A 14,585-nucleotide genomic window follows, 5' to 3' on the forward strand; every position below is an offset into this window, starting at 1 on the left:
GTAGAATTTTATAAGGAACAAATGAATGGTATGAAAAAATTGGGAGGGTTTATATGGGAAGAACAAATATAATTAATATTACAAAAAGTTATTTAGATAAAAGAGGATATAATAATATAAACTTTGATAATGGATATGGAGTTGTTGTTTTTGAAAAGGTTAAGATATTCTTTTATCCAGGAAATGAGGTTTTAAGAATAACAGCTATACCAACAGATAGAAAGTATAAGATATATAAAGATTTTAATATAGAAGGAACCAGTATAGGAAATATACTACTTAAATACCAGCCAGATAAAAGTAATTCAGAGTTAATGTATGATATTTATGAGAAGTATGTAACTGATTCAAATATTGATAAAGTAGCAATATTTTTCTTAAATAATACACAGGATATTTTTAATGACGTTGAAAGTGATGAGTTGCACTAGGTAAAAGTTAAATAGGAATAAAAAAACTAGTAGATTAATTTTAATTCTACTAGTTTTTTATTTGTTTTTAATATTATTGAAAAACTTTTTAAGCAATTTTAAGTAGTATTCTTTTATGATTTTAAAAAGAAAAAAGTTAGGTATATAAAAAATAAAACTTAATTGATAAATCTTCAATTTAAAGAGTTTTTTTGATATTCAAATTAACAAAATGGTTAAATAAATAAACTATAATTAATAAAATGATAAATATAAATGCTGATATATATAAATTTACCATAAAGTTCTTGAAAAAACTATCAAAATGATATAATATATAGACAAGAGAAATAAGAGGTAAAAAACCAGTTATTAACCGAAGGAGGACGAATAGTGGATAACTCAAGAGAACAATGGGGATCGAAATTAGGATTTATTTTGGCTGCAGTAGGATCGGCAGTAGGATTAGGAAACATATGGAGATTTCCATATGTAGTTTATGAAAATGGAGGAGGAGCTTTTTTAGTTCCATACTTTGTTGCTATATTTACAGCAGGTATACCTATATTAATACTTGAATATGGAATGGGGCATAAATTTAGAGGATCAACACCTCTTTCAATTGCTAGAGCAAATAAAAAGTGGGAATGGCTTGGATGGTGGCCAGTGGTTACAGCATTTTTTATTTTAAGTTATTATTCAATGATATTAAGTTGGGCTATGAAATATTTTACACTAAGCTTTAATAAAGGCTGGGGAAGTAATACAGATGCATTTTTCCATAATGACTTTTTACAGCTTACTAGTTCACCGTTTGAGCTAGGAAATATTATATGGGCTGTTCTTATAGGAATATTTTTAGTTTGGGGAATAGGTTGGTTTATATGTTATAAAGGTGTTAAAGGTGGAATTGAGAAATTAAATAAAGTATTATTACCGATATTAATAGGGATAATGGTTATTATAGTTGTTAGAGGAGTAACTTTAGAAGGAGCTACTTTAGGATTAAATAAATTATTTACTCCAGATTGGAGCAGGCTTACAGATCCGAAGGTTTGGATATCAGCTTATGGACAAGTATTCTATTCATTAAGCTTAGCAATGGGAATAATGATGACTTATTCAAGTTACTTACCTAAGAAAACAGATATAAATAATAGTGCTTTCATGACTGCTTTTGCAAATTGTGGATTTGAGTTCTTATGTGCTATAGGTGTATTTGCTATTTTAGGATTTATGGCAACAAGTCAAGGTGTTGGAATAGATGAGGTTGTTTCAAGTGGAGTTGGACTTGCCTTTGTAGTATTCCCAGAAGTATTTACAGCTATGGGTTCATGGGGAACTATATTAGCAGTTTTATTCTTTGCTTGTTTAGTTTTTGCAGGATTAACTTCAGTAGTATCATTAGTCGAAGCTATAGCATCATCGGTGATAGATAAAACAAATTGGGAGCGTAAAAAGGTAGTTTCAGGAATTTGTATTTTAGGTGTGGCAATGAGTGCTATTTTTGCTACAGGTGCAGGTTTATACTTATTAGATATAATTGATAACTTTGTAAATTGCTATGCTATAGTTGGAGTAGGCTTACTTGAAGCTATATTAATAGGATGGATAATTAAACCAGAAGTTATAAGAAATCATGTAAATAAAATATCATATTTTAGAATCGGAAAATGGTGGGATTTTATAGTTAAGTTTGTAACACCAATGATGTTAATAATAATGCTAGTACAGAGTTTAACTGCTGAATTTAAGAATCCATATGCAGGATATCCACTTGCGGCAACGCTTCTATATGGATGGGCAGTTATTGGCTTTGGAATAATATTAGGATTATTAATTAGTAAGAAACCTTGGAAAAATAAAGATTTGAATAAAGTAGATGAAGAAGAGGAGGTTGCGATTTAATATGACAGGAACATCAATAATATTTTTCGCATTAGGAGCAGTAGTCCTTTGGGGTGGTTTAATCACTACATTAACTATAACAATAAAAAATGAGAGAAAATCTGCTTCATAAAAATAAAGAATTATACTTAGAAGATAGATTAACTTTAATTCACACAGTTTAATAAGAATATCATTACTATATAAAAAATAGAGCTATACAGATTTTTGTATAACTCTATTTTTATTTGAATTTAAATTTGAAAAGTTGAAAAACTATTATTGACAGTTAGAAAAAAAAGAGTATAATGAGGTTAAAACACACCCCCCACCTGGGAGGGGGTAAGGAGGAAATATGGACGAAAGAAAGAATGCTATTCAAAGTTTAAAAGTAGCTAAAGGACAAATTGAAGGAATAATAAATATGATTGAAGATGAGAGATATTGTGTTGATATTTCAAACCAAATAATAGCAGTACAATCATTATTAAAAAAAGCTAATATGCAAATCCTAAGAAGACATATAAATCACTGTGTTTCCGATGCAATATTAGAAAATAAAGGTGAAGAAAAGATAGATGAAATTATGAAAATATTTGAGAAAATATCAAAGTAATGATAAGAGGTGATATAAAAAATGAATAAGAAATATAAAATAGGTGGAATGACTTGCTCTGCATGCTCTAATAGAGTAGAAAGGGGAGTTAAAAAGATGGATGGTATAATAGATGCAAATGTTAATTTAACAATGGAAACTTTAACGGTTAATTTTGATGAAAATAAATTAAGTGAACAAGATATAGAAAAGAAGGTTAATGATCTAGGGTATACAGTAATTAAAAATACTAAGGTTCATACCTATAAAGTTGAAGGAATGACATGCTCTGCATGTTCAAATAGAGTGGAAAGAGTTACTAAAAAGATGGATGGGGTAATTGACTCAGTAGTTAATTTAACAACTGAAAAATTAACAATTACTGTTGATGAAGATTTAGTTACCTATGGTGATATAAAGCGAACAGTAGAAAAGGCTGGATATAAACTTATAAGAGAAGAAGAAATAAAAGATGATAAGAAAAAGAAAACTGATAAAGAGAAACTTTTTATAAGATTTATAGCATCAACTGTATTTACTCTACCATTACTTATAATAACTATGGGGCATATGGTAGGAATGCCACTACCTCATATTATTGATCCTATGATGAATCCGATGAATTTTGCATTGGTACAGCTTGTTTTAACAGTTCCAGTTATGATAATAGGATATAGATTTTATTATGTAGGGACAAAGAATTTAATTAAATTATCTCCTAATATGGATTCTTTAATTACAGTAGGTACTATAGCCGCTTTTATATATAGTTTATTTGGTACTTATAAGATATATACTGGAGATAGTTCATATGCTATGCATTTATATTATGAAGCTGCTGTTACTATTCTTACATTAATAACTTTAGGTAAATATTTAGAAGCTGTTTCAAAAGGTAAAACTTCAGAAGCTATTAAAAAGCTTATGGGACTAGTTCCAAAGACAGCAACTATAATTAGAGATGATAAAGAATTAATTATTCCGATAGATGAAGTTATTGTTGGAGATACTGTATTAGTTAAACCAGGAGAAAAGCTACCAGTAGATGGAGAAGTAATAGAAGGTAGTACGGCTGTTGATGAATCTATGCTTACAGGGGAAAGTATACCTGTAGAAAAAACTATTGGAAGTAAAGTAGTTGGAGCAAGTATTAATAAAACAGGTTTTATTAAATATAAAGCAACAAAGGTTGGAAAAGATACAGCTTTAGCACAAATAATCAAGCTTGTAGAAGATGCCCAAGGTTCAAAAGCGCCAATTGCTAAAATGGCTGACGTAATATCTTCATACTTTGTTCCTATAGTAATAGGACTTGCAATATTTGCAGCTATAGGGTGGCTTATAGCAGGAGAAACTCCTGTATTTGCTTTAACAATATTTATTTCAGTTCTCGTAATAGCTTGTCCATGCGCTTTAGGACTAGCAACTCCAACTGCTATTATGGTTGGTACAGGTAAGGGAGCTGAAAATGGAGTTCTTATTAAAGGTGGAGAAGCTTTAGAAATCACTCATAAGGTAGACACTATAGTATTTGATAAGACAGGTACTATTACAGAAGGAAAACCAAAGGTTACTGATATCATAACAACTAATTATTCTAAAGATGAGCTTTTAGTTATTGCAGCTAGTGCAGAGAAGGGTTCAGAGCATCCTCTTGGAGAAGCGATAGTAAGAGAAGCTGAAGAAAAGAATCTAGAATTTAAGGGTATTGAAAACTTTAGCGCTATTCCTGGACATGGAATAAAGGTTGATATAGAAGGTAAAACTATATTGCTTGGTAATTTAAAATTAATGAATGAAAATTCTATAGAAGTCGGAACACTAGGAACAGAGTCAGATAAATTAGCTCAAGAAGGTAAAACACCTATGTATATAGCTATAGATAATAAGTTAGAGGGAATTGTTGCTGTTGCAGATACAGTAAAATCAAGTAGTAAAGAAGCAATAGAAAATCTTCATAATATGGGGATTAAGGTTGCAATGATTACAGGGGATAACAAAAAGACTGCTGATGCTATAGCTAAACAAGTTGGAATTGATATAGTATTATCAGAAGTTTTACCAGAAGATAAAGCTAATGAGGTTAAGAAACTTCAAGGAGAAAACAGAAAAGTTGCTATGGTTGGGGATGGTATTAATGATGCTCCAGCACTTGCTCAAGCTGATATAGGGATAGCAATCGGTACTGGAACTGATGTAGCTATAGAGTCAGCAGATATAGTTTTAATGAAGGGTGACTTAAGAGATGTTTCAACAGCTATTAAGTTAAGTAAAGCTACTATAAGAAATATAAAACAAAATTTATTCTGGGCATTTGGATATAATGTATTAGGCATTCCAGTAGCTATGGGAGTACTTCATATATTCGGAGGACCATTATTAAATCCAATGATAGCAGCTGCTGCTATGAGTTTAAGTTCAGTATCTGTGCTTACAAATGCTTTAAGACTAAAAAGATTTAAAGCTTAAAAATATATTAAGGAGAGTAGATTTTATGTTAAAGAAAATATTAATTGAAGGAATGAGCTGTAATAAATGTGTTGCACATGTAAAGGAGGCTTTAGAAGAACTTAAAGATGCAAAATCAATAGAGGTAAATCTACAAGAGAAGTATGCTAAAGTAGATACAACTTCAGATGATGAAGAAATTAAAGAAAAAATAGATGATGCAGGATATGACGTAATATCAATAGATAATCTATAATTTTAGAGAAAAATAAGTGAAAAAAGAGAGTTAGTGCTTTTGCAATAATTCTCTTTTTTTGTTTATAATAGTTTCATTACTAATTTGTAAAAAATGCTAGAAATATAAAAAATTTATATTAATGTGGGTGAAATATGATTAATAATTTAGAGAGAGGGTATTTCTATAATTTTGGAAGAGATTTAGAAAATATAAATAGAGTAGAAGAAAGATTAAATAGAATCAAAAAAATGGGGTATTTTAAAGGGGAAAATGACTTAGATATTTACTATGAAACTTATATAGTTGAAAGAGAAAAAGGAAGAATAGTAATAAGTCATGGATTTTGTGAATGCTTAGAAAAATATAAAGAAATAATTTATTATTTTATAGAAGAAGGATATTCAGTATTTGGTATTGAGCATCGTGGACATGGAAGGTCAGGACACTTAAGTAAAAAATATAAAAGTCAAGTAAATGTAGAAAAGTTCGATTATTACATTGAAGATTTAAAACGTTTTTTAGATCAAATTGTTAAAGAAAAGGGAAAAGATTTATATCTTTATGCACATTCTATGGGAGGGGCTATAGGTACATTATTTCTAGAAACATATCCTGGTTACTTTAAAAAAGCTATACTTAATGCTCCTATGATGCAAATAAATACAGGAAAATATTCGAATTTTATAGCAGAATTGTTAGCCAAGTTCTATATTGCCATAGGAAAAGGTGATAATTATATATTTGGACATAAAGATTTTGATGGTATAGATGACTTAGAAGGGTCAGGAACTTCTGATAAATACAGATATATGCATCATTTATCGTATTTAAAAGAAAATAAAGAGTGTCAAAGAGGTGGTGGATCTTTTAGATGGGTAAATGAAGGGCTAAAAGCAACTAGGAAGCTACTAAAAGAGGAGAATATTAAGAAAATAGATATTCCAATATTACTTTTTCAAGCTGGAAATGATACTTTTGTAGTAAATGAGGCTCATAATGAGTTTAAAGCAATAGCTAAGGATTGTGTAATAGTTTATATAAATGAAGGTAAACATGAATTATATTTTGAAAGAGATTCTATACTACATTCCTATTTAGATAGAATATTTAATTTTTATGAGCAAGGAAATATGTACTCTTAAGATAAAAATCAAAATTTTATAGATAATTATCTAACATAAAATTAAGAGCTATATATTAAAGCTCTTTTTTTATATAGAAAAATTCTATTTGTATAAAAGAGAAGAGGGGAGTTAAAATTATATATAATAGATTTAATATACAAATATAGAGGTGAATAATAGTGATTAATATAGAAAATTCAAAAGAAGTAGAAGAAGTAATTAAAAATAATAAAATGAGTATTATTTATTTTACTGGCAGTGCGTGTGGAGCATGTGAAGCAATAAAGGAAAAGCTTGAGAGTATATTAAATGAATTTCCTAAAATAGAGTGTAGAGAGGTTAATGGTGAAAAGCATATTGATTTAGCAGCTAAGTATGGTATATTTTCTTTACCTATAATGCTACTTTTTATAGAAGGAAAGGAATTTTTAAGAGTAGGAAGAAATGTTAATTTATTAGAGCTAAAAAATAATTTTGAAAGATATTATAATATGATATATTAATATTAAGAATAATTGGGGTAAAATTATAATATTTACTTAAATGGATTATTTGTACAAAAAATGGTACAATTAATATATATAATTATACAAAAAGATAATAAAGAAAGGTTAACATAGGGAGAGAAGAGTATGGTTAGTAAAATTGAAAAAAGCACGAAAAAAAGTAGTAAAGCTATTATTAGCGAAGAAATATTGCCAAAAGAAATTATAGAATGTAAAAGTGAGAAGATTTTTGGCACCGATTCCAGAAAAATAATGGAGAAAATTCAAACAGAAGAAGAAAAAGAGATTTTTGAGTTGGATGAGCATTTATTTCACGAAGGAACTCATACAAGTTGTTATGAGTTTATGGGAGCACACTTTGTAAAATATAAAGGAAAAAATGGAGTTAGATTTACAACTTGGGCACCAAGAGCTAGTAAAATAACTGTAGTTGGTGATTTTTCAAATTGGGAAATTAGAAAAGAAAATGAAATGAAAAGATATAATCAGCTTGGATTATGGACAACCTTTATAACAGGATTAAAGCCAGGCGAAAGATATAAGTTAGCAGTTACAAATTATGATGGTAGTAATACAGTTCTAAAATCAGACCCATATGCTTTTAAGTCTGAATTAAGGCCAAATACAGCATCTATATTAGTAAAGGAAAATAAATTTAGATGGTCAGATAAAAGATGGTTAAATAAAAGAGAGAAAAGTGATATTCAAAGTAGTCCTATGAATATTTATGAATTACATTTAGGTTCATGGAGAAGAAAAGATGGAGAGTTCATGACTTATAGGGAAATAAGTGAAGTATTACCAGAATATATACAAGAAATGGGATATACTCATGTTGAGATTATGCCATTACATGAACATCCATTAGATAAATCTTGGGGATATCAAGCAACAGGATATTATTCACCAACATCAAGACATGGAGATTCTACAGAACTTAAGGAATTAATAAATAAATTGCATAAAAATGATATCGGAGTGATTTTAGATTGGGTTCCAGGACATTATTGTAAAGATTCACATGGATTGAGCTATTTTGATGGAACTGCAACTTATGAGTATCAAGATTATTGGAAGGCAAATAATGAAGGCTGGGGAGCTTGGAATTTTGATTTAGGCAGATATGAAGTAAAAAGCTTTTTAATATCAAATGCTATGTATTGGATAAAAGAGTTCCACGTTGATGGATTAAGAGTTGATGCTGTATCAAATATGCTTTATCTTAGCTATGGACGTAATGATGGTGAATGGATTCCTAATATTTATGGAGGTAATGGAAATTTAGAAGCCATTAGTTTTTTAAAGGAATTTAATGAAGTTGTTCATAAAAACTTTCCAGGGATAGTAACTGTGGCAGAAGAATCATCTACATGGCCTAAGATAACACATCCTGTAAGTGAAGGGGGAATAGGTTTCGATTTTAAATGGAATATGGGATGGATGAATGATACATTGAGCTATGTGGAGCTTGACTCTATATATAGAAAATATCATCATAATAAGATGAATTTTTCAATGATGTATCAGTACTCAGAAAATTTCATTTTACCTATATCTCATGATGAAGTTGTACATGGTAAAAAATCATTAGTAAATAAGATGTTTGGAGATAATTGGTGCAAGTATGCTGGATTAAGATTGTATGCAGCTTTTATGATGGCTCACCCAGGTAAAAAACTATTATTTATGGGAAGTGAATTTGGGCAATTCATAGAGTGGAGAGAGTATGAACAGTTACAATGGCAGATAATTGACCAATATGAAATCCACAAGCAAGTTCATAATTATTTTAAGGTATTAAATAGATTTTATAAAGAAAATCCATCGTTATGGGAGCTTGATAATAAAGAGGAAGGCTTTCAATGGATAGATGCAGATAATAGTGAAAAGAGTATATTATCATTTATAAGAAAAGGTAAAAATGAAGATGATATGTTAATCTTTGTTTTAAATTTTACACCTGTAACATATTATGATTTTGAGGTAGAAGTTCCTAAGGAAGGAGAATATGTAGAAGTATTAAATAGTGACAGCATAGAATTTGGAGGAAGTGGACAGACTTTAGAAAGGTCTGTATTTACTAGTGATGATAATGGTGATCCATTTAAAATTAAAATTAAAGTACCGCCATTAGCAGTAACAGTATTAAGACCAAAGATTTAGAAATTGTATGTATGAAAATTACAATAAGGTGGTGTTTGAGTGGAAATACTGAATTATGTTGAAAAATTTGAGGTTGATGGAAATAAACACGGTAGATACGGGATAAAGTTAAGCCCTATGTCAAATACTATAAGATTTACAGCAAAATATGATAATGCTATATGTGCTTACATTGTAGGTGATTTTAATAATTGGGAAAAATTGGAAGAGTTTAAACTGAATTGGCAGCTTGATATTGAAGATGGCACCCTAAAGATGATAAAGGATGTAAAATTTGAAAATGGTTTAGAAGAAGGTCAGTATAGATATAAATATATATTAGTTGATAGAGAAGGCGATGAAATATGGGTTGATAATCCCTATGGTGGAAAAAATGGGTTTAAGTTTACTTGGGATAGAGTTGAGAATTTTTTAGAAATATTATCGTCAAATAAGTTTGTAACTTATAAAGCTCCAGTAGAGCTAGTAGGAAGAGTAGTTGAGTTGTATGACAAAGTATCTTTTCCAGATATTAATTGGTATTTAAAAGAAGAGATAGAAGGGGTGAAGTTAGAAAATTCATACTTATATGTTTCAGAAGATGTAGAAGAAGGAACAGAAATAGTTGTAATTGCACAAACTTCTGATAATAAATATAAGAATGAAAAAAAAATTATTGTTTCTAAGAGTTTACCTGACCAAACATTGGTACATTTTCTTACTGATGATAATAAATATATTGGAGAGAGCTATTTATGGAATTGTTGGGCATTTCAAGATGGATGTGATTCAAAGGAAATAGACTTTAATATAGAGACAGATTTTGGAGATTCTGCATATATGCCGTATCATAATTTCATAATAAGGAAAAAACAATGGGGTCCTAACTGGGTAAACCAGTGGGCAGAACAAAGTCCAACCTTTAATACCGGCAATAAAGAGAATAACCTATATATTTTATACGGAATACCAAGCCCATATAATTCGTTAAAGGAGGCTGTTATGGCCTGTGGAACTAAAATAAAATTTGCGGTTATTGATAACGATAGGAAGATAAAAGCGTACTTAACAAGAGAACCTCTACTAGGTGTTGACTTTCACCTTTATATAAATGGAGAAAAAATAGAGGGAGTATCAACTATAATAAGAGGAAGAGAAGTAATTTTAACTAATATACCGAAGAATATAAATGCTAATGACTTAGTAGTTGTAAGTCCTTCAAATATGTATAATCCATGTAAGGTTACGATGAGAAGTTATTTAGATAAGTATTATTACTCGAAAGAAATTGGAGTTTCATTTTTGACGGAAGATATAGTTTTAAGACTTTGGGCACCTACAGCATATAAAGTAGAAATAGCTTTATACAATAATTATGATGATTTAAATCAGAATTATTGCACTGTAGAGGAAATGGCATATGATCAAAAAACAGGAACACATTATGCCGCTATAGATAGAGAAAAAAACCAAGGTAAATATTATTTATATAAGCTATATTTTAGAGATATAAATAATGATGGTGAGATTATAGATAAAATAAATTATGCTGTTGATCCGTATGCATTTGCAGTAGGTGTTAATGGAGATAAGGGAGTTTTAATAGATATTAATAGCAATGATTGTAAGCCATTAGGATGGAAGGAAGATAAGAGTCCTTATATCGATAAAAAGATTGATTCAATAATATATGAAGCTCACGTAAGAGATTTTACAATAGATAAGACTTCTGGAGTAAGTGATGATTTAAGAGGAACTTACTTAGGATTGGTAGAAGAGGGAACTTCTTATATAGATGAAGTTAGTAATAAGAAGGTAAGTACAGGAATAGATCATTTAAAGGAATTAGGAATTACTCATATTCATTTGCTTCCGACTTATGATTTTGGTTCTGTAGACGAGAGATTCAAAGATATTGAAGGCAATAGAAATTGGGGATATGATCCTAAAAATTATAATGTCCCAGAAGGAAGTTACAGTACAGATCCATACAATCCAATTACGAGAATTTTAGAATTTAGACAGATGGTTCAAGGATTTCACAAAAATGGTATACGAGTAGTTTTAGATATGGTTTATAACCATATGATGAGTACAGAAAATATGGATAAAATAGTACCTGGATATTATTTTAGAACAGATTATTTGGGAAGATACTCAAATGGTTCAGGATGTGGAAATGAATTATGTACAGAGAGACCTATGGTTAGAAAATTTATTTTAGACTCTTGTAGTCATTGGATAAAAGATTACCATGTTGATGGGTTAAGATTTGATTTAATGGAATTAATGGATATAAAGACTACTAAGGAGATTGTAAGGAAAACTTCAAGAATAGATAAGAACTTTTTAATATACGGAGAACCTTGGAAAGGTGGGGATTCTCCTGTTAAGAATGGAACTTATAAAGGTTCTCAGAAGAAAGAAAATTTCTCAGTATTTAATGATACATTTAGAGATGCTATAAGAGGAGATAATTCTCCTTCGAGAGGATTTATAAATGGAGATCAGCATAATGCAATAAAAGCATGGAATATAGTTGAAGGGTTAAAAGGTTCTATATATACAATAACTTATAATCCAGATGAAAGTATAAACTATATGGATGCGCATGATAATTACACTTTATGGGATCAAATTGAAAAAACTCAAAATTATAATACTCAATATGGACAATATAGAGATAATATTGGAGACAATATATTAGATAATTATAATGTTAGACAGTATTTATTAGGAGCTTCAATATTATTCACTGCTCAAGGAATACCATTTTTTCAAGGAGGAGCAGAATTTCTTAGAACTAAGCAAGGAGACCATAATAGTTATAAGAGTGGAGATATTATTAATAGTATTAAATGGAGTGATAAAGTTAAATACAACGAAGTTTTTGAATATTATAAAGGGTTAATAAAAATAAGAAAACAATATGATTTATTCAAAATAACATCACCAGAAGACGTTAAGAAAAATCTAAGTATAAAGTTTGCTCATAATGATGATAAGTCTGGAGTCATAATTTCTTCAATTTCTAGTGAAGATAACAGTGAAGAATTTATTATTATTTATAATGGAACTAGTATTGATAATTATGATGTAAATAGTGAGATATCTTTAGATGTTGATAAAGAGTGGAGTATAATAGCTAATGGTAAATTAGCTGGAGTAGAAGTTATTAAGAAGATAGTTGATTCTAATATACCTTTAATAAAATCATACTCAGCTGTTATATTACGTGGAATTGCATTATTAGAAAAATAATATCAAATAAAAGATATGCCTGTGGCAAAGTGCTGAATGTCATAGGCATATTTTTTAGTGAGTAAATTATTCAGAATAAAATTAGTATTTCAACAGATGTAAAATTAAGGTAAAATATTAATTGGAAATGAAGAGTGATGAAAGAGGTGAATTTATGATAAAGGTAGAAAGTTTAACTAAAGAGTTTAGGATGAGTAAAAAATATCCTGGATTTAAAGGAGCTATAAAAACATTTTTTTCTAGGGAGTATACTGAAAAGTTAGCAGTAGATTCTATAAGTTTTGAGATAGGTGAAGGAGAAATAGTTGGATATATAGGTGCTAATGGAGCAGGGAAGTCAACTACAATAAAAATGATGACTGGAATTTTAACACCTACATCTGGGACCGTTACCGTAAATGGGTTAGTACCCTATGAAAATAGAGAAAAGAATGCTAAAAATATAGGAGTAGTTTTTGGCCAAAAGACTCAATTGTGGTGGGACTTGCCTATATCTGAGACGTTTACTCTATTAAAAGATATTTATGAAGTAAGTGATGAAGATTTTGAAGAGCGAATGAACTTCTTGAAGGAATTATTAGGATTAGAGGAGTTTTTTTTAAATCCAGTAAGAACATTATCATTGGGACAAAGAATGAGAGCAGATTTAGCAGCGGCGCTTATACATAATCCAAAGATAATATATTTAGACGAGCCTACTATTGGCTTAGATGTAGTTGTAAAGGAAAATGTAAGAAAGGCTATAAAAGAGATAAATGAAAAATACGGAACTACTATAATATTAACTACACATGATTTAAATGATATTGAGGAGTTATGTAGTAGGATAATTATAATTGATAAAGGTAAAAAGATTTATGATGGTGAGATTCAAGGAATTAAAGATAAGTATGGATATTTAACTACAGTAGAAGCTCAGATTAAAGGCGATATTTCTATAGATGACTTAAAGTTCAAAGAAATAGTTAAAGACGATGATTTTAATTTAGATATAAAAGAAAATAAATTAGCTATAACATTTAATAAAAATAAAATATCTTCAGCAGAGATAATAAGTGAGGTTATGAAAGAAGCTAAGGTTATTGATTTTATAGTTAAAGAAACTAGTATTGAAGATATAGTAAAGAAGATGTATAGAAATGAGGTGTAAATATGAATAAATTAAAGGAAATTAGAACATATTTACCTTTTGCAAGAAATACATTTCAAAAATTAATATCTTATAAGGCAAATGTAATTATTTTTATGTTTGGAGACTTACTTATGCTAGCTGTAACTTATTACTTATGGAAAGCTATATATGGAAGCTCAAGTGAAGCAGTAATAAATGGATTTACTTTAAATCAAATGATTATATATGTTTTTATAACATTCTTAACTAGCTTAATGACTTCTGTAGATATAAGCCAGGACATATCTAGGGAAGTTTTAGATGGGTCGATAGCAATTAATTTAGTTAGACCTATTAATTATGAGAAGAGGATGTTTTTTCAAGGTTTAGGAAATGTATTTTATAATTTTATAGTTATATTTTTAATTACATTTATGTTAACAACATTTTTATTTTATAGATACTTTGGATATATAAATGTAATAAATATTATTATATATTTTATAAGTATTGTATTAGGAATACTTATAAGCTTTTATTTTAGTTATATATTTGGATTATTTTCTTTTAAAATTACAAATATGTGGGGAATGTCTCAAATTATTCAGGCTATTATTCAGCTTTTATCAGGTACATTAATTCCTATAGCATTTTTTCCATCATGGGCACAAGCTATAGTTAAACTATTTCCATTTAGTTCAGTAATTTATACTCCTACGATGATTTATTTAGGAAAGCTTAGTAATACTGAAATTATAGTATCATTAGGAATACAAGTATTTTGGATAGTTTTACTTATGATCATTGCAAAATCTATGTGGAAATCTATGATAAAGAATTTAACTGTTGTAGGAGGTTAGGCT

Annotated in this window: 12 protein-coding genes; all 12 read left to right on the forward strand. The window is 29.0% G+C overall.

Translation table 11 applies throughout. From position 1 onward, the window contains the following. The first annotated feature begins 53 nt into the window (after positions 1–53). The 12 genes from LQE93_RS03385 to LQE93_RS03440 all read left to right on the forward strand — a co-directional run bounded on the left by LQE93_RS03385 (position 54) and on the right by LQE93_RS03440 (position 14,582). Positions 54–431: a hypothetical protein gene (locus LQE93_RS03385; protein ID WP_055264226.1), complete on the forward strand. Its 378-nt coding sequence runs from the start codon at positions 54–56 to the stop codon at positions 429–431. Between the two features lie 372 nt (positions 432–803). Continuing rightward, positions 804–2,318, forward strand: a complete 1,515-nt coding sequence (locus tag LQE93_RS03390; protein WP_055264228.1) for a sodium-dependent transporter — start codon at positions 804–806, stop codon at positions 2,316–2,318. Between the two features lies 1 nt (position 2,319). Beyond that, a complete protein-coding gene (locus LQE93_RS03395) occupies positions 2,320–2,430 on the forward strand; it encodes a MetS family NSS transporter small subunit (RefSeq protein WP_148315740.1) in 111 nt (36 codons plus the stop codon). A gap of 222 nt (positions 2,431–2,652) precedes the next feature. Then, a complete protein-coding gene (locus LQE93_RS03400; protein WP_055264230.1) occupies positions 2,653–2,913 on the forward strand; it encodes a metal-sensing transcriptional repressor in 261 nt (86 codons plus the stop codon). Between the two features lie 21 nt (positions 2,914–2,934). Next, entirely contained in the window at positions 2,935–5,361 is a 2,427-nt protein-coding gene (locus tag LQE93_RS03405) for a heavy metal translocating P-type ATPase (RefSeq protein WP_231071985.1), read from the forward strand. Positions 5,362–5,386: 25 nt separating this feature from the next. Next, entirely contained in the window at positions 5,387–5,596 is a 210-nt protein-coding gene (locus LQE93_RS03410; RefSeq protein ID WP_055264234.1) for a heavy-metal-associated domain-containing protein, read from the forward strand. A gap of 134 nt (positions 5,597–5,730) precedes the next feature. After that, complete coding sequence (locus LQE93_RS03415; protein ID WP_231071987.1) at positions 5,731–6,720, forward strand: alpha/beta fold hydrolase; 990 nt, start codon at positions 5,731–5,733, stop codon at positions 6,718–6,720. A 161-nt stretch (positions 6,721–6,881) separates the two neighbouring features. Next, positions 6,882–7,205 (forward strand): thioredoxin family protein, encoded by a 324-nt coding sequence (locus LQE93_RS03420; protein ID WP_231071988.1) that lies wholly within the window; start codon positions 6,882–6,884, stop codon positions 7,203–7,205. 255 nt (positions 7,206–7,460) lie between these two features. Continuing rightward, positions 7,461–9,371: a 1,4-alpha-glucan branching protein GlgB gene (glgB, locus tag LQE93_RS03425; RefSeq protein ID WP_055264306.1), complete on the forward strand. Its 1,911-nt coding sequence runs from the start codon at positions 7,461–7,463 to the stop codon at positions 9,369–9,371. Positions 9,372–9,410: 39 nt separating this feature from the next. Continuing rightward, positions 9,411–12,611, forward strand: coding sequence for a type I pullulanase (gene pulA / locus LQE93_RS03430; RefSeq protein ID WP_231071990.1), 3,201 nt, complete (start codon positions 9,411–9,413; stop codon positions 12,609–12,611). A gap of 154 nt (positions 12,612–12,765) precedes the next feature. Beyond that, entirely contained in the window at positions 12,766–13,761 is a 996-nt protein-coding gene (locus tag LQE93_RS03435; protein WP_231071992.1) for an ABC transporter ATP-binding protein, read from the forward strand. Between the two features lie 2 nt (positions 13,762–13,763). Beyond that, a complete protein-coding gene (locus tag LQE93_RS03440; protein WP_231071993.1) occupies positions 13,764–14,582 on the forward strand; it encodes an ABC transporter permease in 819 nt (272 codons plus the stop codon). Positions 14,583–14,585 lie beyond the last annotated feature (3 nt).

It is taken from the genome of Clostridium sp. NSJ-145, from assembly GCF_021044725.1.
GTDB lineage: Bacteria > Bacillota > Clostridia > Clostridiales > Clostridiaceae > Clostridium > Clostridium disporicum_B.